The sequence below is a fragment of the Paenibacillus tuaregi genome (assembly GCF_900086655.1).
GTDB classification, from domain to species: Bacteria; Bacillota; Bacilli; order Paenibacillales; family Paenibacillaceae; genus Fontibacillus; species Fontibacillus tuaregi.
The window spans coordinates 3,915,550-3,936,918 of record NZ_LT575476.1; the positions used below are offsets into that span (position 1 = coordinate 3,915,550).

Genomic DNA, 21,369 nt, shown 5'->3' on the forward strand with positions numbered 1-21,369 from the left:
ACTGAAAAGAAAGGGCCTGCAAAGGACTGCCCGCAAATTTGATTCCGTTTCGCCTATTCGTCAAAGGTTATTTTGCCGTCTTCCAACGAGACAATCCGCACAAGTGACTCCAGACGGATGCCCTGCTCGCGGATCGCTTTTCCACCTGCCTGGAAGCTCTTCTCCACCACAATACCAACTCCCACCAGTTCAGCCCCGGAACGCTGAATGATCTTAACCAGTCCGCGCGCTGCATCCCCGTTGGCAATAATATCGTCGATAAACAAAATCCGGTCATTCTCCGAAATAAATTGTTTAGACAGCAAAATGTCGGTTACAATGCCTTTCGTAAACGAAGGAACCCGTTCGCACAGCGCATCCGGATCAGCCAGCAGCGTCTTCTTTCTGCGGGCGAATACCAAGGGTACCCCCAGCTCGTAAGCCGTCGCAAATGCAACAGGTATGCCTGAGGACTCCACGGTAACCACACGGGTTATCCCGTCTTCACGAAAACGTGCCGCGAACTCCCGCCCCATCTCCATGGTTAGGGCAGGATCGACTTGATGATTAAGAAGAGCGTCCAGCTTCAGCACCTGATTTGATACAACCACGCCTTCTTCCAAAATTCTTTGTTTTAATAATTCCATGGTTCCCCTCCTATTTCCTATTTGGATTCCCCGTGGACCCAGACTCGTCTTCGGGCGCCTCTTGGTCTAGGTTCACCATTTTTTTAAATTTAAATTGTCTTATGAACAAGTAGACAATCACCCCAATCAGAAGAAGCACAATGACCACAAGGGCTATACGCCAGACATGGTGATGCACGAAATAGGCCATTTTTCTCCAGTGATGTCCTACTGTAGCCCCCAGCGCCATAAACACCGAACACCATATAGCTGCGCCAATACTTGCATAGATGAGATACACATGTATGGGAAGGCGATAAACACCCGACAGATATGAAGTCAGCTGGCGAAGTCCGGGCACGAAGTAACCAAAAAGAACACTCCAATTCCCGTACCGTGCGAACCACCTCTCTGTGGTCTCCAGTCTGCTTGGGGTAATAAAAATCCATTTCCCGAACTTGTGCAGCAGCGGCGTTCCAACGACCCTTCCAAGCGTGTAGCTGAGAATCATCCCCGTCATGCTGCCAAGAAAAGTCATCAGAAGCGCAATCCAAAATACAAAATGCCCTTCCGCTGTCAATCCCCCGAAGGTCACCACCAGAGTCTCATCGGGTACAGGAATGCCCATAAAGCCCAATGCCAGCAGTCCGAACATAGCCAAATAACCATATTGGGCGATATAGGACATAATTACACTCACATATATCTCACCTTTCTAAAGATAAAACACAGGCGCGCTGCTTAAGAATGGACATGTTGCAGTCATGTCCTGTTCCGAATCTACATACCTTGTACTATATATAGCACAGAACCGGAAGGTTCGGTAGTCTCGTACTTCGAATGTTACCCATACAGGGTTCCCCGAAACTGTAAGGAGGAAAAAGATGAGAAACGCCGTAAAAGTACTTCAGATCGGCTTCACTTATATCGGCACCATCGTGGGCGCCGGTTTCGCCACCGGGCAGGAAATCATCAAATTTTTCACCCAATACGGAAGGTGGGGGGCTTTTACCATCCTGCTGGCCACCCTGCTGTTCATTTGGCTTGGCACGAAGATGATGCTCTTAGCTCATGATATCGGAGCTTCCTCCTACGAGGACCTGAACCGCCGTTTGTTTGGCAGCCGGGCGGGAGGCTGGATCAGCTTGTTCACTCTAGTTGTCCTGATGGGAGTTAACAGTGTCATGCTGGCCGGTGCAGGCTCTGTATTCATGGAACACCTTGGACTGCATTTCCAGACAGGCCTGTGGATTACTCTCATAGGCACCTACCTGCTGCTCCACCGGGGAATTCAGGCTATTCTCCAGCTGAATTCCATCGTTGTTCCGCTAATGCTGATCCTCTCGCTAATTATTATCGGCAACACGGCTGGAATGCCTGAGGCTGCAAGATTCCTAACGTACACAACGGACAGCAGCGTCGGTGCCGCCTGGATGTCCCCCCTGATGTATACAGCCTTCAACCTCGGCATGGCTCAAGCGGTGCTTGTCCCTATCGGAAGCCACACCCAGAACAGAAAAGTGCTGGTCTGGGGAGGCATTACAGGGGGGATTGGGGTCGGCTTCCTGCTGCTCGCAGGCCACTTTGCCCTCTCCGCCCACATGCCCGGCATCGTGCAGTTCGAGATTCCAATGGGGCATATCGCCAACCATCTAGGCCCAATTGTACGGCTTATCTATGTCGCGCTCATCTTTATGGAAATTTTCAGCACTTTTGTTGCGGATGTATATGGGGTTGCTCTCCAGATTCGGCAGCGTATTAAGATCGGTCCTAAGCTGTTGTCTGTAATTTTGCTTCTAATATGTTACCTTACGAGCCAATTCGGATTCAGTTCCCTGCTGTCCGTATTGTATCCCCTGTTCGGCCTGTTCAGCCTGGTATGGGTAGCTAACCTGGTGCTGTACCGAAAAGAGAAACCAAACTAAGGATAATACTTCAGATAGGTCTTCTTCAGTTCATGTACAGCCCGGTTTATGGAATACTCCCGTTTCGCCTTCTCCCAACCGGCGCGGGCAAGCGCATAACGGTAGGATGGATCGAGAATCACGGATTCCAAAGCCGCTGCCAGCGCAGCCGGGTCTTCCGGTGGAACCAGCAGTCCTCCTGCCCCATGCTCAATTTGCTCAGCAATCCCTCCTACTTCTGTTCCAACAAGTGTCAGACAGCATAAAGCCGCTTCCGCAAAGACGGAACCGAAAGCCTCCGCCCGGGAGGGCAGCACAAAAATATCGAAGAATGGCATGAATTCCTCCGGGTGAAGGGTATACCCGTAAAAAATGGTCTCTTCATAAATCCCAAGCTCCTGGGCCATCTTCTCCAAATCAGGACGGATCGGCCCATCCCCGATAATATGAAGCACATAAGAATGGCCTTTGCGCTTAAGCTCCGCACAGGCTTTAAGCAGAATGTCCAGCCCCTTGGCCGGGACAAGTCTGCAGACGGTCACAAGCTGGGCAACCTCATTGTCATGAGGAACAGGCTTAAATCTTTTTTCATCATAACCGTTGGGAATTACCTGGATCTCGCCGGGACGATCCACATAAGGTGACAAATACTCAAGAAACGAACGGGACACCGTCAGCATCTCGTCCGTCTGATGCTCCAATTCTCTATAGATCGAAGTCAGAAACCGCTGCTCCGGTCCCCCCTCCTGAATGGCGCCATTGAGCAGCAGCTCACGCTCATAACTGGAGTGAATCGTCTGAATCACCGGGGTCTCTGGGAAAGTCTGTTTCATGGCAAGCCCTGCAATGGGATGATGGGCATGAATAAGGTCATAAGGCCGCTGTATGCGCAGCTTGGTCCACCACAAATAATCACGGTAGGTCTGGATATATTTTTGCACTACGGGACTATCCCCGAATTCGGTCCAGTCAAAGGTATGGAACTTTATCTCTTCCGTGCCTTTGCTGCGGATGCGTTTGGGTATCGAGAACAGATCCATCTCCCAATGGGGCGGGTTAAATCTCTCCTGCAGATAAGGAATCATGGAAGATACGCCGCCTGGCTGCTCCGGAGGGAAGAAAAGCGCCTGTAGTAATTTCATAGGGTTGCCCCTTTCTCTATTTCTGTGTCACAAGAATCGTAGTCTGTGTTTCCATTATGCCATAGCTCTGAACGAACATCCATTTCCCTTTTGAGAATCCAATTCCTTTATGATAAACTGCTAATACTTTGAATTTTTCATGAGGGAAACGGACCCGGAAGGAGATTTAGCAATGATGGACAACCTTGATCTGCCCGCAGCCTACCTAGCAGCTTCCTCCTCTCTGCTCGGAGACGAGGAAGCCGCTAGGTTCCTGGAGAGCTACCATAACCCAAGAACGTACGGGCTGCGGCTCAATACGTTGAAAGTGGGTCTTGCTTCACCTGTATCAGAGGAAATGCGGCGGCTATTTCACCTGAGGCCTGTGCCGTGGGCTGAACAGGGGTTCTACTACGAAGAGAGCACAAGGCCAGGGAAGCATCCGTACCATGCTGCCGGGCTTTATTATATTCAGGAGCCCTCCGCCATGTCCGCGGTGGAACTGCTCTCCCCACTCCCGGGAGAGACCGTGCTCGATCTGGCCGCTGCTCCCGGTGGCAAGACTACACAAATTGCCGCGAAGATGAAAGGCCAGGGCCTGCTGATTGCCAACGAAATCCATCCGCAGCGGGCGAAGATTCTGGCTGAGAATGTTGAGCGCTTTGGAATTCCGAATGCGGTGGTGACCCAATCCACTCCCGGAGACCTATCCTCGAGATTTCCGCTTGCGTTCGATCGGATTATGCTGGATGCCCCTTGTTCTGGGGAGGGCATGTTCCGCAAGGACCCGGATGCGGTGAGCGAATGGTCAGAGGCTTCCGTGGATGCCTGTGCGGCTAGACAGTGGGATATCATTCAGGACGCAGTTAAGATGCTTAAGCCTGAAGGAAGGCTGGCCTACTCAACTTGTACGTTCAATAGGAACGAGAACGAGGAGACGATAGCCCGCCTGATCGAGGCCTACCCGTTCATGGAACTGATCGCGGAGAAACGCATATGGCCCCATATACACGAAGGGGAAGGACACTATGTTGCTCTGTTGGAACGGCGCAAAGATGCAGCTACTTCTGAAGTGATAGAGGCCTCTACGAGCACCTCAGGCAGGAAGGGGAAAGACTCCAAACGCGGGAAAACCGGCCGTGATGCTATGTCCCGCAAGGAGATCAATGCCGCTTGGGAGGCATACCTGGCATGGAAGAGCGAGGATCTCCCAGGGTTCGGAGAGCCAACGGGCACGCCCGAGCTCTTCGGGGAAGCACTCTACCTGATTCCACGCAGCAGCCAGCTTGAGCTCAGCTTGGGAGCGCTAAATGGTCTTAAGCTGCCCAGAGCGGGCCTGCATCTTGGCGAGTTCAAGAAAGGACGCTTCCAGCCAGGTCACGCCCTGGCTATGGCCTCCACTGCGGAACAAGCTGCAAGGACCCTGAATCTGGAGCCAGATTCTGCCGAGGCGGCAGCTTATCTGCGGGGAGAGACTCTGCCGGTGCCGGGTACCCTGCGGGGCTGGGTCCTTGTGACGGTCTCCGGATATCCGCTCGGATTCGGCAAGGCCAGTAACGGGCAGCTGAAGAATCATCTGCCCAAAGGTCTCCGGCTTAACCGTTAGGACCCCAGCGGCTCGCGATGGCATCTACAGGCATCCGCTGAGAACCGGGAGCGATGGGCACGAACCAATTCAGCGGCCTAAAACCAAACCCCAACCCAACCGCCATGGGAGCGGGCGTTTGCCTAGGAGCCTTTCGAACACAAATCTAACCCCTAAACAAAATCAGGGGGCCGTCTTTCTGAGACGGCCCCCTTTCGCGCATTAGCTACAAGCAGTATTTTTCCAGAGCAAGGCGCACGCCTTCCTCATTATTGGATGCTGTCACATCCTGCGCTGCCGCCTTAACCTCCAGCGGCGAGTTATCCATGGCAATACCTAATCCGGCAAAGGTCAGCATCGTGATATCGTTATAGAAATTGCCTATCGCCATCACCTGCTCCGCCGGAATTCCACGCTGAAGCGCCAGCTCCCTAAGAGCATTCCCCTTAGAGGACTCAGGATGCATCAAATCGATGAAGTAGTCGCCGCTGCGCAGCATATTCAGCTCGTGTGTCCACAAATTCCAATCCGCTTCAACCTTATTCATCGCTTCCGTAAAGCCCGATGCGGTCATCTTCACGATCGGCTCGGTGAAGTCTACCCAAGCGGGCAGATTTAAAGGTTCAATCAAGAACTTATGATACATGTCCAGCACATCCGGGCCGACTTCATCCAGCTTCTCGACATAAATACCATAGGTCGTATTGATATCAAAGTGTATGCCATTCTTGCGGCAGTACTCGATATACGGCTCCAGTGCGGCTGGATTAACCGCATATTCATGTATAATTTTACGGGTCGCCACATCTACCGTAGCTGCCCCGTTATGAGTAATGACATATCCCTCAAGGCCCATGGATTCCATAAATGGAATGCAGCTCAGTGGAGCCCTTCCCGTACACAGCACAATTTCTGTTCCCTGAGCCGCAACCTTCTTAATCGTCTCTGCAGTTGCCGGGGTTAAAACATGATTATCGTCAAGCAGCGTGCCGTCCACATCCAAAGCAATCAGTTTGTATTTCATAACTCCACCCTCTCTATGTATAAATAATTATATAAGATAAGCTGTCTCTTGAAAATGAGCCCTTGTTCCTGCGGTTTTCTCTTTCTGTCTATCGCAGGGAAGCCAGTTCCTCCTCAGTCAGTTCCCGGAACGCCCCTTTGGGCAGGAACTCGTCCAGCTTCAGCGCCCCCATAGAGACCCGTTTCAGGTACAGTACTTTAGAGCCAACAGCCTCAAACATCCGCTTGACTTGGTGAAACTTACCTTCGGAGATAGTCAGGAGAATTCTGCTGACCGTCGCCTCTTCCGTCCCGACCCGTTCAAGCACCTCAAGCTTGGCTGGTAGGGTGATATATCCTTCTCCGATATCCACCCCCTGCTCAAACCGAACTGCCTCCGCATCACCAACTGCTCCCTGGACCTCGGCGTAATAGGTTTTGGGAACGTGCTTGCGTGGTGACAACAGATCATGAGCCAGCTGTCCGTCATTCGTAAGCAGCAGCAGACCCTCCGTATCCTTGTCGAGCCTCCCTACCGGGAAAGGGGAGAACACCCGGAACTGTGGCGGGAGTAGATCAATAACTGTACGGTCCCGGTTATCTTCAGTGGCCGAGACGACCCCAGCAGGCTTATGAAGCATAATGTAAACAAACTCCCTGTAGAGCACCGGCTCGCCGTCCAGCTCAATCTTGTCATGATAGGGGTCGACCTGCAGCCCACTGTCTTTAATGACAAGGCCATTCACCAGGATTCTTCCCTGTTTAACCAGCTTCTTGCTGTCCGAACGGGTGGCCAGCCCAAGATGGCTGAGGATCTTGTCCACCCGCAGTGTTGTTCTGCCTTTACTCATGTCGCTTTACGTCCACCTCCATCCAGCAGGATATTCATTCTTCAGCATACCGTCCTGCCATTTGCCCCATCCGGCTGAATAACCATCTATGCACACGAGCACATACCCTTTGGGCTTCGCGTCACTTCGGCATTCAATCCGCTCAGCCGGAATCATCAGCGTTTCTCCCTTCAGATAACGCACAGCCTCCCCGTCCCTGGAGGACAGGGAGAGCACCCGCTTAGCCTCTTCGGGGCGAAGAGCCACGGCAAGCGGGTGACCCGGCGTAAATCTTCCATTCTTCACCGCACCCACATACCAGCCGGGACGTACCGTCTTCAGGCCATTCAGCCGCTCCTTTGCGAACACAGAGAGGTATACATTGCCTCCGTAAAATATCGGCCCGCCTGTGGCTTCGAGATTCAAATTACCAGATAAGAACTCACGCCAGCTGACAAGCGGGTCCTGCTCTTCAACCCCCTTTTTCGTGGAACGGGCATCTCCCTTGCCTTTAACGGGCTTGGCCTTCGCAAGCCGTTCTGCCTTAGGATTGCTCTTTCCTTGAGCCTGAACTGGCGGCGCTATACTTAGGCTCACTTGACCGCCGCTTTCAGTGCGGCTTCCACTCAGGGACCCAGCTGTACCTCCAGCGCCCTGGTGACGGAGTATAGCGACAAAATGACCCTCACCATGGATTTTGTGAGGCCATAGTCTTCCGCAATTCCGGGTTTGCCGTAAGGCCTCTTCACTCCAGGCCTCATGCTTGTCACCAGCACTTATAAGCTCCAGCCAATCCGGGCGTCCACCTGAAATTCCCCACTCTTCCGGAATAGGAATAACCCTGAATTCCGGGTTCAAAGTCAGAAACGAAGCGATCATCCCCTCATTCTCCTCCGGGGCGAAGGTGCAGGTGGAGTATACAATAGTTCCGCCAGGAGCGAGCAGATCTGCTGCGCTGGCCAGGATATCCCGCTGCATGCTTACACATTTCTCCACAGAATGCTTCTCCCACTGACGTGCCATGTCCGGCTCCTTCCGGAACATCCCCTCCCCCGAGCAGGGAGCATCAATCAAGATCCGGTCAAAAAAGTGCGGAAACGCCTCCGCTATATGCTCGGGCGATTCATTAAGCACGACTGCGTTGCGCACACCATATAACTCCACATTCTTGGCTAACGCCTTGGTCCGGTCCGCACTGATATCGTTCGTAACGAGAAGCCCTGTTCCCTTAAGCTTCCCGGCAATCTGCGTCGACTTTCCTCCCGGTGCCGCGCACAGATCAAGCACCCGGTCTCCAGGCTGAACGTCCAGCGCCTCTACCGGCGCCATCGCACTCGGCTCCTGAATATAATAGAGCCCAGCATGATAATACGGGTGCTTCCCCGGCTTCAGTCCCTCTTCCGTATAATACCCCGTTCCGCACCAAGGGATGGGTTTCACCGGGAAAGGAACCACACTCTCGAATTCATCTTGTGCAATTTTGAGCGGATTGACCCGCACCCCGGCATAATGAGGTTTCTCATAAGAAGCAAGGAATGCCGGGTACTCCTCTCCAAGCATTCTCTTCATACGTTCCAAGAACGCCGTAGGCAAATATACGGTCATCATAACATCCCCTCTAACCTGCAAGCGGCCCGCCGCCTAAGAGATCAGGCAGCGGGCCGGCGCATCTATTTATCAAGCATCTTCTTCTCCCGAAGCGCGTGCTTCTCGCCCCGCTGAGGATGGATCTGAATCGGCTCGTTCGGACGTATTTCCGAAGAGGCCGTCTCAACTGCGCGAAGAAGCTCATCATCTATGATTTCAATGGTCAGATCGGCATATGCCGGCGGCACCGGACCAGCAAGCTTTTCAGACAACTGCTGGATCTCTCTCCTCAGCCGGCCCAAGTTGATCCCCAAACATTCATCTCCGTATGCTTCAAGCTTATCCACAGCCGAGACCAGCATTTTGCTGCTGCCTTTGAAATTCCCCCTGCGGAAATGAAACATTCCGACAGCCACCTGAAGCAATCCTTTATAAAGAGGTTCCCGTCCCTGGGCAAGCCACAGTTCTTCCAGCACCTCATGGCATTCAAAATAATCACGGTCCCGGTTGAAATAGATCAGATACGCCAAGTACAGCGGATCATACTTCATCCGTTCCCTCCCCTTTGCGGGCCGCCTTAAGCAGCGCCTTAACGTCCTCCACAAGCTCCTTCATTCCCGTCAGGTTCTTCGCTTCCCACAGCTCGTTGAAACGCCGCTGTGCTTGAATGGCCTCGCTGATCAAATGATAGAAATACAGCTGGTGAATGGTTTTCAGCGCTTCAGCCACCAGGCTGGAGTCATCCTCGAAGGACTTCTGGGCATCCAGAATTTCCTGACGGATGCTGGACATCTCATTATCGAGCACAAAAGCGGCTTCCGCAGCTTTCTTCAACCTTTCGCGCATTTCCCCGGGCAGGCTCTCCCGGTATTTATAATTAAGCGAATGTTCGATGGTCGCCCAAAAATTCATCGCAAGTGTCCGGATCTGAATCTCGGCCAGTACAATCTTCTGTTCGAGTGCTGTCTGCACCGGATATTCAACAATCATATGGAAGCTGCGGTACCCGCTGTCCTTATAATTTGTAATATAGTCTTTCTCATACAGAACCTTCAGATCTTTCCGGTTACGAATATATTCAGCCACCCGCCGGATATCCTCCGCGAATTGGCACATAATCCGGATTCCCGCGATGTCCTCAATCCCCGTCTCCAGATTGTCCATAGAGACATTCAGACGTTTCGCTTTGTCCAGAATGCTGGAAATTTTCTTAACCCGTCCGGTCACGAACTCGATCGGCGCGTACTCTTCGCGTTTCTTGAGCTCTGAGCGCATCGTCTTGAACTTAACCTTCAACTCCTCAACTGCCTGTTCATACGGAAGCAAAAATGTTCCCCAATCTCTGCCATCCATTCTGTTGCCTCCTCTCTATATTTCCGGCATATCAGCGGTGGTCCGCGCCCACCGCTTCGGATATATGAGTGAACCCGTCACGGGCAAGCAGCTCCCGCAACCCGCGGTGTATCCGGCGGTTAATTTCTGGCCCCTCATAAATAAGTGCAGTATAAATCTCCACCAGACTGGCGCCAGCACGAATTTTCTCATAAGCGTCCTTGCTGTCAAAGATGCCGCCCGATCCGATGATAGGCAGCTTGCCTTCTGTCTGACGGTATATTCTTGAAATGATCTCCGTTGAACGCTCCTTCAGTGGACGCCCGCTAAGGCCTCCTGTCTCCTTGGCATTGGAGTGGGTCAGCCCCTCTCGGGAAATGGTGGTATTGGTCGCAATAATCCCAGATACTCCGCTGTCCTTAATCGTATTAACCATATACTCCAGTTCTTCGTTACTTACATCTGGAGCAATTTTTACAAGAACCGCCTTATTCAAGCCGGATTTCTGATTATGCTCGTTCATCTCCCGCATCACCACCGCAAGCAGATCAGCCAGTTCATTTCCATGCTGAAGTGCCCGGAGATCCGGCGTATTCGGCGAGCTGATATTCACAACAAAAAAGTCCGCATGCGGATACAGCACCGATATGCACTTGGCGTAGTCCTTATGCGCCTCTTCATTCGGCGTCACCTTATTCTTACCAATATTTATAGCAATAGGAATCCTTCTTGTGGGCAGAGCGGACAACGATTCCGCCATGCTCTCGGCTCCCTTGTTATTAAATCCCATCCGGTTGACCAGCGCTTCGTCCGGCGGCAGGCGGAACAACCTTGGCTGTTCGTTCCCTGGCTGCCCCAGCGGGGTCACCGTGCCCACTTCCATAAATCCGAAGCCTATGGCTGAGAAACCTTCAGCCGCCTCAGCATTTTTGTCCAGACCTGCGGCAAGCCCCACCGGTGTCGGAAAGTGGATACCAAACAAATCAACGGCCAGATCCGGGGTTTCGGACACGCCGTACAATTTGTTAAGGAGCGTTACTCCTCCCGGCATCCTGGACGTTTTATGTAATCCGCTAATAACAAGATGATGCGCCTTCTCCGGATCAATCCGGAAGAACACCGGTTTGCCTACGTTACGATATAGCAATGTTAACTCACTCCGTTCCTCTCTCGCTGGACATTATAGCCCCATAACTCAGTTTATCGTTTTCTCCCCCAAAAGAAAAGTCTTGTACCTGACGGGGACAAGCCTAATCAAACGTATAGCCAACCTTTTTGAAAGCCGTTACAATATAGCTGAATGGGCTGTTCCTCATAAGAAACAACCCATTTGATGCAAAGATAGTTATGAGAGGGGAATAAGCGCGATGTCAACCAAACGCAAACCGCCAACACTTCAGCAGAAGAAGGAAGAAGTCAACAAAAAAGCGTTGATCTGGATTGGCTCATCCCTGGTGGTTGTTGTGATCGTATTCACGATCCTGCTGCTGTGGAGCCGAAGCTAGAAGAGCCAGTGATATGTCCTGTGGGGATTGGTCTGATCGGGTCTGTCTTGCAAAACAAACCGTATCTCCGAGTCCGCTGATAGATCAGGTACAATCCCCTTCCCGACCGTAACCTTCGTCCCCTTCGGGGCCAGGTCAAACAGCTCCTCCACATCCTCCTTGCTCATCCGGATGCATCCGAGCGACTCATCCTTGCCTATGCTGTCCGGCTCGTTCGTCCCGTGTATCGCATAGTTCGTATCTGACAGCTGCATTCCTCTGCTGCCAAATTCCCCATTTGACCTCCCATTCGGATTCACAATCTTCTCCGTTATCGCATAACTACCTTCAGGCGTGCGGTCCGCACCAAGCCCTACCTTGTAGCTGCGTAGAATTACATTCCCGCTAACCAAGGCCAGACGGTGGCTGGTCTTGTCGACCAAAATCTCCAAAGGTTCATTAAAAAATGGTTTGCTGCCAGCATGCGCATTGCTGCGAATCTCCCCATCAGTCCCAGCAGCGCTCTTCGTCGAGCTGCCCTTCGAGCTCCCATTTGCTCCTGTTCCAGACGGATCAAGGTTCGCCTGAACAGCCCGTTCGAAGGCCGCTTCCAGCTCGGGACTGCTTCCGGCAATCCAGTTGTCCGGGTAAGGCTTGACCAGCTCTCCCAGCTTTGCGGGCTTCCTGCCGTTCTTCTGCCTGAAATGCTCTACCGCGGAAGCCACAACCGCGTTTGCTTCCTGCTCCTTCGTCCACTGGTTGGCCTTCTTTCGAAGCGGGCCCTCATCCGGCGGCTTGCACTCACAGCTCTTCGCATCATAAGACTGCACGGCTGCTCTGCCGCTGGCCGGGTCTCTCTCCACCGTGAACATCACCGGCATGTCACGCTTCCACAGCAGCCACTTGCCGTGCTGCCGCATCCCAAGGACGGCTGTTAGTTGCGCCTGTGGTCCCTTGTCCATGATCAGTTCCCCAAGGGCTTTATTTCCCGCCCCGCCGCCATAAGCCTTAGCCGTAAATGCCAACGAAGCCGCGCGGGGTCCCTGGACAGGTGCTGCTGGCGGATTGTCCGCTTCCTGAACAGGCAACGTCAGATAATCCTCTTCGATCGAAGATGTATCCCCAGCCATCATGGAATTCTCAGCGATACTTGGATCATTAATTGAAGGAATAAACATCAGGAGCAGAATCATCAGGGCTAACAGCAGCTTACGCTTTCGGCGGCTTCTTCGTTCCTTCTGCGCCGAGGCTTCCAGCAGCTTCGCTTCATATTCCTTCCATACTTCGGCGGGAACCTTGCTGCTCTCAAATGCTTCATAAATATGGCCCGCTTTATTGAAGCAGTAATTTGCCTTCCCGACCTGACCGCTTCGCTCATATTCTTTACCCAGCAGATACCAAGCCATCTTATTGCCGGGATGCATCTCGACGTATTTCTTCAGATATGAAGGGTTCATCGAAACCTCCTGGTATATGGTTTTTTTATGTATCGAATCTTACTTATTTCTTATCAGCCAATGCCACCAGCCCTTATTTATATATCGGCAGACGGGTTTAAGTCTATAGATCAAGGGAGTTCTAAGCGGCAAGTCACGACTTTATACCCAGGGGTATAATATAGGAAATTAAACCCAAAAAAAGACATCCCCCATCCTTTAAATCAGGATGAAAGATGTCTCATGGTGAATATCAACAGAGGGCTGTAATCTTAGCCTTCCTTGTTAAATGGAGTATCGGCGATCTTGATGGAGTCCGTAGGGCAGCCATCGCAAGCATCTTGAAGATCGTCGTACAGGTCCTCACCAATTTCTGTGTTACCATGGTTACCGTCACCCTTGTAGATGACTTCAGCCAAACCTTCATCGTCATAATCGTAGATATCTGGTGCTGTAGCTCCGCATGCGCCGCACGCGATGCAAGTATCTTTCTCCACCCAAGTATATTTCGCCATATTAATCTGCCTCCTAATATAAGACGGTACAAGTCCGGTGCGTTCCACCATGTACAATATATAATAATATAACCACAATTTCAAATGCTTTTGCAGGTAATCTTAACTGATAATTATTATCATCATTTCCGCTTCTCTCTAAGAAAATCAGTCTGCAAGGAAGTGCCCCGAATCCGGTGATTCCGGATCAAGGTGGAGGGGTCGTCCCCCAGCATCCCGGCTGTAAGAACAGCACTCTCACCGAACTTGTCGCGCAGCATATCCATCGTTTTGGTGAGTTGCTCCTTTTTGGGCTGCTTCTCATAATCAAATAGATCCAGCTGAAGTGCCGATTCATCCTTGGGAACCAGGTTCTGGACTGTAATTCCAAGAAGACGCACAGGACGCTCTTCTTTCCAGTGACGCTGGTACAGTTTACAGGCTTCCCGGTAAATGTCCTCCATATTCTCGGTCACTTTTCCCAAGGTCTGAGAGCGGGTTATCGTCTTCATATCCGGTGTGCGAATCGTGATTTGCACCGTCTGTGCCATCATATTCTGCCTTCGCAACCGGCGTGCAACCTGATCAGCCAAGTTCAGCATCACACGGGATATATCTTCGTACTTGCTGATGTCTTTTGGAAGCGTTGTGGTATGGCCAATCGACTTGTTCTTATCCCTCTCTTCCTTTACAGGAGAGTCATCGATTCCCCAGGCAGCCTGCTTCATCCAGAGTCCCATCACTCCGAACTTCTCCGCGAGAAGCCGCTCGTCTGCGGCCGCCAGCTGGCCAAGCGTATAAATCCTTAACCGTTGAAGCTTCTCCGCCGTCTTCCGGCCTATTCCGAACATCTCCGAGCAAGGCTTGTCCCAGAGCAGCTTGGGTACATCCCTGATCCGGAGCACAGTTATGCCATTTGGCTTCTTCATGTCCGAGCCCATCTTGGCGAGAAGCTTATTGGGAGCAACGCCAATCGAACATGGCAGGCCAAGCTCATTGCGGATTCTCCCCTGGATTTCGCCAGCAATCTCCAATGGGGTTCCAAACTGCTTGGAGCCCGTGATGTCCAGATAACACTCATCGATGGACACAGCTTGAAGAAGCGGGGTGTATCCATAAGCAATATCCATAAAAGCCTTTGAATACTTTCGGTACAGATGAAAATCCGGAGAGATGACAATGAGGTTCGGACACAACTTAAGCGCCTGGCTGACCAGCATCCCCGTTGAAATGCCCAGCCTCCGCGCCGCATAAGAGCACGTCACTATCACACCCTTGCGAAGCTCCACACTGCCTGCCACCGCTGTAGGCCTGTCTTTGTACTTGTGCGGCTCCTCCGCTTCATGTACGGAGCAGTAGAATGCATTCATATCTATATGTAATATGACCCGGCCCTTAGCGGGATAATACTCCTCCACATTCTTCACCGGAATCCCCCTCACTTGCTTGTAAATTCATGGTTTTATGCAAAAATCCTAATTCCATGTTACATTTAAAATAACAAATGTTATAATAATTCATTATACCAAAATACCGTGCATGTTTATGACTTTTAAAGGGGGACTCTCCACTATGTCAAAGGCCTTATCCATCTTCGACACAACCTTGCGTGACGGCACACAGGGCGAAGGAATCAGCTTGTCTGCGGACGATAAACTAAAGATCGCCTCAAAGCTGGACCAGCTGGGTGTGCATTACATCGAAGGCGGCATTCCGGGGAGCAACAATAAAGACATTGAGTTTTTCAAACGGGTCAAAAGCTTAGGGTTAAACGCTAAAATTACCGCATTTGGCAGCACCCGCCGCAAAGACAGCATTGCCTCCGCGGATGCGAACCTGAACCGGGTCATCGAATCCGGCGTGCAAGCCGCTACCCTCGTGGGCAAATCCTGGGACTTCCACGTCCACACGGCTTTGCAGACCTCACTGGACGAGAACCTCGCGATGATCTTTGATTCCATCGCTTATTTGAAGCAAAGTGGACTTGAAGTGATTTTTGATGCAGAGCATTTCTTTGACGGCTACAAGAACAATCCGGAATACGCGCTGTCTGTCATGAAGAAAGCCAAGGAAGCCGGTGCCGACTGGCTCGTCATGTGTGACACGAATGGTGGAACTCTTCCCCATGAGGTTCACCAAATTGTATCGGCTCTTGCTCAGGAGGTGCCTGGTGCCCATCTCGGCATTCACACCCATAACGATTGCGAGCTGGCCGTAGCCAACTCACTCAGCGCAGTACAGGCTGGAGCGCGGCAGATCCAGGGCACGATGAACGGATATGGGGAACGCTGTGGGAACGCGAACCTCTGCAGTGTAATCCCTAATCTTCAGCTCAAAATGAACTATGAGGTGTTGGAGCCGGGCAAGCTGGCACAGCTGACCAATACAGCCCGTTACATCAGTGAAATTGCCAACGTTCATATGCCGAACAACCAGCCCTATGTCGGGACGTCCGCTTTTGCCCATAAGGGCGGTATCCATGTGTCAGCGATTCTCCGCGACTCCCGTACCTATGAACATGTGGTTCCCGAGACGGTGGGCAACAAACAAAGGGTGCTCGTCTCCGAACTCGCCGGCCAGAGCAATATTCTGTCCAAAGCGCAAGATATGGGGATTGAGTTCGACCCGGCCAATGAGGACACCCGGGAAGTGATTAACCGGATCAAGAACCTGGAGCATCAAGGCTACCAATTCGAAGGGGCTGATGCCTCGCTGGAGCTTCTCCTGCGTCAAGCCAATGGGGAATTGACTGAGTTATTCGTATTCGAGTCCTTCAAAATGCTGGTAGAGAAAACCGCCGGCAGACCGGTTGTATCAGAAGCTTTCGTTAAGCTTAATATTGCAGGCTCCAGCGTATATACCGCTGCGGAGGGTAACGGTCCGGTCAACGCACTCGATAATGCCCTGCGTAAGGCGCTAATCACTTACTTCCCGCGGCTGAACGAAATGCATCTGTCTGACTATAAAGTCCGCGTGCTGGATGAAATGGACGCTACCGCTTCCAAGGTACGGGTTCTGATTGAATCCAGAGACCTAACCAGCAGCTGGAATACCGTTGGGGTATCCGGCAACGTAATCGAAGCAAGCTGGGAAGCCTTGGTTGACAGTATCCGCTACGCCCTGCTCGGCGAGAACCAATTGGAGAATCAGGAGATCACCGCAGAGCGCGGAGGAATCGTCAATCATTAAACAAACCGTATAGCTTCGGCCAAACTTAATATCATGACATCAAAGGCCCGTCTAATCCTCTAAGGAGCAGCCGGGCCTTATTCACACCAGTTTATTTAACAATTCGTTACAGATTAACCAATTTCGCCAATTTACGATCAAGTTCATCCGCGGATATCAAACCGATGATCACGTCCTGAATCATACCGTTCCGGTCAATTAAGACATTAGTCGGAAAAGCCACGCCATTGTATTTTCGGTAGGCGGTCTCTTTTTCATCCAGCAGCACAGGAAATGTCATTTTATAGGTTTTCACAAAATCCTTGGCTTTGGATAACTTGTCATACATGGTAACATTTACACTATAGACATCAAGGTTAGACTTATATTTGTCAGCCAGCTTAACCAAATCAGGAGCCTCATCTTTGCAGGGATCACACCATGATGCCCAGAAGTTGACCAGCAGCGGCTTCTCCCGCTTGCCGCCAACCTGATAAGTTTTGCCGTCCAGCGCAGTTAAGCTAAAAGCCGGTGCTTCACCGCCCGGCTTCAGTCCGCTCTTCTCCAAAGCAGTGGCACTAATGGAAGCTGACTTACGCTCACTGGCCCCTGTAAACCAGGACAAGATGCCTTTGTCGGAGTTTTGATATAACGCAACGCCAAGAAGCAGCGCAATCCCGAGCAGAATAAATCCGTTTCGTTTCATGGTTCTCTTTCCTTTGCTGTTAAGGTTGAAGGACTAACTTCTACTATTGTACCCTTAATGAGCAAAATGTTACAGGTGTACGTTAAAGAACCGGAAACATCATCAAATCCTGCCGTATAAGTTGAACATAAAAATTACCAATAGACCAGGACATTTCTCTTGTTTGCCTTACATGTAAATCAATAGTTCAGCTTATATACAACGGGGTAGCGTATCCATTCGCGGTCTGTTTCTGGCCAGGTTTATTTTCACAAATAGAGATGAAATTTTTATTCAAAGGAGAGAGTATCATGCAGCTTCAATCCCGTCAGCAGTGCATCCTCACCCCTGAAGTGCGTCGTTCTTTGGTCACCCATCTATACCGCGTATTTCCGGAGGAAGGCTGCGGTGCACTTCTTGGCGACAAGACAGACAACGGGTGGATTCTGGATCACTTTCAGCCTATTCGCAACACAGCCAGCAATCCACAACATATGTTCAAGCTGGACCCTACGGGCTGGATTACCTCCAGCTTTAATCCGAGATTGATGGGGATTTTTCACACCCACCCCAATTCATCTCCCGTTCCTTCTCCCGAAGATACTATGCAGCTCCAGCTGTTTGGGGAGATGATTCAGCTTTATTTGATCGCCTCCAGAACAAGTGTAGACGGTGAACCGGACGCTGAGATTGGCGTGTACACGGTGCACCGTCAAGAGAATGGATTATATGCGTTAGAGTCATTAGGTCTTGCTTAGAAACACGTATAAATCTCCTAAGGTTATGATGTTCATCTGCCTGAGCCTTGGGATTAACGCAGCCCATAGAGAGGCTGTCATCAACGCGTCTTCGAGGGCATGATGGCGGGTTCTAATGGGAAGGCCGTAGGCGTTAAGCCAGTCATCCAGGCTGGAGATGCCCCGGTAAGGCTCCAGCTTGCCCGCAATCATCATGGTATCCAGCACCCTGTGGCCGAGATGGGATCGCGTAGTCCTCCATAACGCCTGATCAAGAAATGACTTATCATGTGCACTCCCATGAGCGATCAGCACCCTGTCAGCAATGAAGGACATAAACCCGTGAAGTGACCCCATCAGGGGAGGTGCCTGGTCGGACATTTCCTGGGTAATACCGGTCAGCTCTGTAATGGACCTTGGAACAGGCCCTGAGGATCGGCATAACTCATGAAAGGTCTGATCGGTAATCCTTCCCCCTTCCATCTTCACCGCACCGAAAGACAGAATTTCATCTCCGTGATGCGGATGAAAGCCCGTCGTCTCCAGATCAAATACTGCGGTCTTAAGCTGGGTCAGCGGGATATGAAGGGTCTCTGTTCTTCTCTGCCCTTTGTTCATCGACCTTATAAAAGCGATTTGCTGAGCACTCGGATTTCCTGCCCTCAAAGCGGCAGCCGAGGGAACACTCCGGTTTATCAGGGTATTCCAGAATCCGCCACCTTTCTTGCCGGACTCCTTCATAGCCCTTTCCTCTCCGTGAACCGAAGCTGCCTTTGCAGGGTCCTGTACAGCAGCTTAACCGTGCCAAGGCTCTCTCGCAGCTCTTGCTTAACCTCTTTTTGCTTCATCATAGACGGAGTAAGATAGGAGCTTCCCTGCAGCATACCGTCATATACCGTATAAGAGGTCAAGGACCTGAGTTTAAGTGTCGTATAAAAAGCTTGGCGGCAGGCTTCAAGGCCAAGCCCCGGAACGGCCTCAAGCCGAATGAGCTGTTTAAGCCGCTCGGCTGTTGAAGTCTCGGGGATACCATACTGCAAAGCGATACATCTCATCCCGTTGACAAGCGGCATATAAAGTCCATATTTAACGTCGAAGCTGCCTGCGTGTTCCCCGAAAGGTTCGGTAATGACCTGCCCCAACACATTAAGGCCCGCTTTATGCCTCACCGTTCCCCTAAGCAATGCAGCGGTAAGCGCCTCTCCAGGCTCCATTACTTCCTGAAATGCTTTCTTCCACTCCCTTTCAAGCTCACGGCTTCCCGCAATACACCTCATATCTGAAGCGATATTCAGATATCTAATCTGCTCCCACTGCAGTTCATCCCTCCAGCCCTGCAGCTGCTCACGCCAGCCTGTTAGCGTGTGCCTCCACATTGCATTCGATAACATAACATTCCCCGGGCATGGCGGATAACCAACCTTCTCCAGAATTTTGACCAATACCCCGGCAAAATATTTAAAATAAAGCTCGCCCCTCTCTCCACCGCCTTCCCCGATAATCAGCCCGTTATCCTGGTCACTCCATAAGGTCTGTTCTCCACGGCCGGCACTGCCAAAAGCCACAAAAGCATAAGGGACTGGCGGAACGCCAATACCTTCAACTTCAAGGACTTTCTCAGCAAGATAAGCGCAGCGGGCCATCACCTCATCATGCATTTGATTAACTGCATGATTCCAATCGGGTGAGGGCATAGCGGCGAATAAATCCAAGAGCCGGCTCTGCTCTTTAATTCTCGCTGCCCGCAAGGTGCGGGGGGAGGAAGCTGCACGTATGCCCGCATAGTTATTCTCATAAGCCAGCGCTTCAGACATGAATGCCTCACTCCCTCTTCCTGCTTATTATTTATTTAATTACACTGATAGTCCCAAGCTCCGGATTTGTCCGCGCCTTCAGACTCTCTTTGTCGATTTCACCTGTCAGCAGCTGCATTTGTTCTGGGTAACCATAGGTTCCATGTTCGCTGATATCCAGACCCATCATTTCTTCCTCTTCAGTAACCCGAATGCCCATCAGCCATTTCATAGCTGCAAGAATCAAGAAAGAGGCAACGAGCACAAATGCAAACGTTCCGGCGACTCCCAAGATTTGTACACCCAGCTGTTCAAAGCCTCCGCCGTAGAATAATCCCGGCTTCCCTACTCCAGTAGCTGCCACCAACTCTGGTGTGGCGAATAAGCCAGTGGAGACGGCTCCCCATATACCTGCAATCCCGTGAACAGATACAGCAGAGATTGGATCATCCAGGCCGGCTCTTTCCAGCCATTTTCCCGAGAGGAAACCGATAATACCTGCGACAGCCCCAATTACTACAGCAGCCCAAGCTTCCACAAAAGCACAGGAGCCTGTGATAGCCACAAATGCGGCAAGTACTCCGTTCAGCATGCTTGGAATATCTGATTTACCAGCAAATACCCAGGATATGAACAAGGCGGCAAGAGCCCCAGCAGCTGCTGCAATATTGGTAGTCAGAGCCACATAACCGAAAAATCCGTCCGCAAGCGGGGTTAGAGCACTGCCCGGATTAAAGCCGAACCAGCCAATCCAGATAATGATCACTCCAAGCACCGTAAGAACTTGGTTATGACCTTGTATCACATTAGGCTTACCTTCTTTATTATATTTGCCAAGCCGGGGCTTAAGCAGGAAGGTTGCCGCCAAAGCCGCTGTCGCGCCTGTCAAATGTACTACTGTAGAGCCGGCATAGTCCTGCATGCCAAGGCTTCCAAGCCATCCTCCGCCCCATACCCAGTGAGCAACTACTGGATAGATAAGGATCATGAACAAAGTTCCAAAAATAATATATACGCTGAGCTTCGCCCGTTCAGCCATCCCGCCACAAGCTATTGCCAGAGACACGGCTGCAAAAGAAAGCTGAAACAAAAACTTGACATTCAGCGATACATTCGAAGCAGAAAGTGAAGCGAAGGAGCCTGCAGCACTGTCCCCTCCGAATAAAAATCCGGTTGTACCCCAGAAGCTGTTCCCATTACCAAATCCGAGCGCGAATCCTGCAGCCCAAAAAGCAATGACTGCAATACCTAAGGTCAGAACCGTTTTCCCGGCCACGTGACCGGCGTTCTTCATCCGGACCGAACCCGCCTCCAGCAGAGCGAAACCCGCTTGCATGAAGAACACTAACAAGGCTGCCAGAAAAACGAACATCGTATTAAGGCCAATTTCGAGCACCGGTGCGGTCACCTCATCCGCAGCAAAGGCCGAAACCGGGAAAGCCATCAGCATCACAGCTGCAATTAATCCAATCATCCATTTCTTCCTCATTGAAAACCACCCCTAATGTCATGTTATCTAACACGTTTTTGATTTGTTAAAGTGATTATATATCTATATCGCTAAATAGTACAACAAAAAATTATTAAAAACTGCAATAAAATTAAT

Annotated in this window: 21 protein-coding genes; 5 read left to right on the plus strand and 16 right to left on the minus strand. The window is 51.2% G+C overall.

What is annotated here, in order from left to right:
* Positions 1–53: 53 nt before the first annotated feature.
* Positions 54–626, minus strand: coding sequence for a xanthine phosphoribosyltransferase (locus BN6628_RS17515; protein WP_068619672.1), 573 nt, complete (start codon positions 624–626; stop codon positions 54–56).
* A gap of 10 nt (positions 627–636) precedes the next feature.
* Positions 637–1,305 carry a DedA family protein gene (locus tag BN6628_RS17520; RefSeq protein ID WP_068619673.1) on the minus strand — a complete coding sequence of 223 codons (669 nt, stop codon included), beginning with the start codon at positions 1,303–1,305 and terminating at the stop codon, positions 637–639.
* A gap of 184 nt (positions 1,306–1,489) precedes the next feature.
* Between BN6628_RS17520 and BN6628_RS17525 the strand changes: the two genes are divergently transcribed.
* Entirely contained in the window at positions 1,490–2,530 is a 1,041-nt protein-coding gene (locus BN6628_RS17525; RefSeq protein ID WP_068619674.1) for a YkvI family membrane protein, read from the plus strand.
* Here BN6628_RS17525 and BN6628_RS17530 read toward each other — a convergent pair.
* Positions 2,527–3,651 (minus strand): glycosyltransferase family 4 protein, encoded by a 1,125-nt coding sequence (locus BN6628_RS17530; protein ID WP_068619675.1) that lies wholly within the window; start codon positions 3,649–3,651, stop codon positions 2,527–2,529. The two genes, BN6628_RS17525 and BN6628_RS17530, sit on opposite strands and share 4 nt — an antisense overlap.
* A 175-nt stretch (positions 3,652–3,826) precedes the next feature.
* Here BN6628_RS17530 and BN6628_RS17535 point away from each other — a divergent pair, with 175 nt between their 5' ends.
* On the plus strand, positions 3,827–5,236 hold the full coding sequence (locus BN6628_RS17535; protein WP_068622400.1) for an RsmF rRNA methyltransferase first C-terminal domain-containing protein: 1,410 nt from the start codon (positions 3,827–3,829) through the stop codon (positions 5,234–5,236).
* Between the two features lie 205 nt (positions 5,237–5,441).
* On the opposite strand, the gene BN6628_RS17540 is transcribed toward BN6628_RS17535, so the two are convergent.
* The 6 genes from BN6628_RS17540 to BN6628_RS17565 form a co-directional block, all read right to left on the minus strand.
* The gene (locus BN6628_RS17540; protein ID WP_068619676.1) at positions 5,442–6,239 is read right to left on the minus strand and encodes a Cof-type HAD-IIB family hydrolase; all 798 of its coding nucleotides are present in this window, start codon (positions 6,237–6,239) and stop codon (positions 5,442–5,444) included.
* Between the two features lie 88 nt (positions 6,240–6,327).
* Positions 6,328–7,068: a pseudouridine synthase gene (locus tag BN6628_RS17545; RefSeq protein WP_068619677.1), complete on the minus strand. Its 741-nt coding sequence runs from the start codon at positions 7,066–7,068 to the stop codon at positions 6,328–6,330.
* A gap of 6 nt (positions 7,069–7,074) precedes the next feature.
* Positions 7,075–8,652: an RsmB/NOP family class I SAM-dependent RNA methyltransferase gene (locus BN6628_RS17550; protein ID WP_068619678.1), complete on the minus strand. Its 1,578-nt coding sequence runs from the start codon at positions 8,650–8,652 to the stop codon at positions 7,075–7,077.
* Between the two features lie 65 nt (positions 8,653–8,717).
* Positions 8,718–9,185: a DUF309 domain-containing protein gene (locus BN6628_RS17555; RefSeq protein ID WP_068619679.1), complete on the minus strand. Its 468-nt coding sequence runs from the start codon at positions 9,183–9,185 to the stop codon at positions 8,718–8,720.
* On the minus strand, positions 9,175–9,987 hold the full coding sequence (locus BN6628_RS17560; protein ID WP_068619680.1) for a GTP diphosphokinase: 813 nt from the start codon (positions 9,985–9,987) through the stop codon (positions 9,175–9,177). The genes BN6628_RS17555 and BN6628_RS17560 overlap by 11 nt, the downstream gene beginning before the upstream one ends.
* A gap of 31 nt (positions 9,988–10,018) precedes the next feature.
* Positions 10,019–11,113: a quinone-dependent dihydroorotate dehydrogenase gene (locus BN6628_RS17565; RefSeq protein ID WP_068619681.1), complete on the minus strand. Its 1,095-nt coding sequence runs from the start codon at positions 11,111–11,113 to the stop codon at positions 10,019–10,021.
* A 220-nt stretch (positions 11,114–11,333) separates the two neighbouring features.
* Here BN6628_RS17565 and BN6628_RS26460 point away from each other — a divergent pair, with 220 nt between their 5' ends.
* Positions 11,334–11,471 carry a hypothetical protein gene (locus BN6628_RS26460; RefSeq protein WP_187386145.1) on the plus strand — a complete coding sequence of 46 codons (138 nt, stop codon included), beginning with the start codon at positions 11,334–11,336 and terminating at the stop codon, positions 11,469–11,471.
* On the opposite strand, the gene BN6628_RS17570 is transcribed toward BN6628_RS26460, so the two are convergent.
* The 3 genes from BN6628_RS17570 to BN6628_RS17580 all read right to left on the minus strand — a co-directional run bounded on the left by BN6628_RS17570 (position 11,468) and on the right by BN6628_RS17580 (position 14,807).
* Positions 11,468–12,907 carry a L,D-transpeptidase gene (locus BN6628_RS17570; RefSeq protein ID WP_068619682.1) on the minus strand — a complete coding sequence of 480 codons (1,440 nt, stop codon included), beginning with the start codon at positions 12,905–12,907 and terminating at the stop codon, positions 11,468–11,470. The genes BN6628_RS26460 and BN6628_RS17570 overlap by 4 nt on opposite strands.
* 251 nt (positions 12,908–13,158) lie before the next feature.
* Positions 13,159–13,401: a ferredoxin gene (locus tag BN6628_RS17575; RefSeq protein WP_068619683.1), complete on the minus strand. Its 243-nt coding sequence runs from the start codon at positions 13,399–13,401 to the stop codon at positions 13,159–13,161.
* A 122-nt stretch (positions 13,402–13,523) separates the two neighbouring features.
* The gene (locus BN6628_RS17580; RefSeq protein ID WP_068619684.1) at positions 13,524–14,807 is read right to left on the minus strand and encodes a DNA polymerase IV; all 1,284 of its coding nucleotides are present in this window, start codon (positions 14,805–14,807) and stop codon (positions 13,524–13,526) included.
* Positions 14,808–14,952: 145 nt separating this feature from the next.
* Here BN6628_RS17580 and cimA point away from each other — a divergent pair, with 145 nt between their 5' ends.
* Complete coding sequence (gene cimA / locus BN6628_RS17585; protein WP_068619685.1) at positions 14,953–16,569, plus strand: citramalate synthase; 1,617 nt, start codon at positions 14,953–14,955, stop codon at positions 16,567–16,569.
* A gap of 106 nt (positions 16,570–16,675) precedes the next feature.
* On the opposite strand, the gene BN6628_RS17590 is transcribed toward cimA, so the two are convergent.
* Positions 16,676–17,254 (minus strand): TlpA family protein disulfide reductase, encoded by a 579-nt coding sequence (locus BN6628_RS17590; RefSeq protein ID WP_068619686.1) that lies wholly within the window; start codon positions 17,252–17,254, stop codon positions 16,676–16,678.
* 290 nt (positions 17,255–17,544) lie between these two features.
* On the opposite strand from BN6628_RS17590, the gene BN6628_RS17595 reads away from it, so the two are divergent.
* Positions 17,545–17,991, plus strand: coding sequence for a M67 family metallopeptidase (locus BN6628_RS17595; RefSeq protein WP_068619687.1), 447 nt, complete (start codon positions 17,545–17,547; stop codon positions 17,989–17,991).
* Here the strand turns inward: BN6628_RS17595 and BN6628_RS17600 are convergent.
* The 3 genes from BN6628_RS17600 to BN6628_RS17610 are packed head-to-tail and all read right to left on the minus strand — an operon-like array spanning position 17,977 to position 21,252.
* Complete coding sequence (locus BN6628_RS17600) at positions 17,977–18,711, minus strand: exonuclease domain-containing protein (RefSeq protein ID WP_068619688.1); 735 nt, start codon at positions 18,709–18,711, stop codon at positions 17,977–17,979. The genes BN6628_RS17595 and BN6628_RS17600 overlap by 15 nt on opposite strands.
* Positions 18,708–19,784: a DUF294 nucleotidyltransferase-like domain-containing protein gene (locus BN6628_RS17605; RefSeq protein ID WP_068619689.1), complete on the minus strand. Its 1,077-nt coding sequence runs from the start codon at positions 19,782–19,784 to the stop codon at positions 18,708–18,710. The genes BN6628_RS17600 and BN6628_RS17605 overlap by 4 nt, the downstream gene beginning before the upstream one ends.
* Positions 19,785–19,815: 31 nt before the next feature.
* A complete protein-coding gene (locus tag BN6628_RS17610) occupies positions 19,816–21,252 on the minus strand; it encodes an ammonium transporter (RefSeq protein ID WP_068619690.1) in 1,437 nt (478 codons plus the stop codon).
* Positions 21,253–21,369 lie beyond the last annotated feature (117 nt).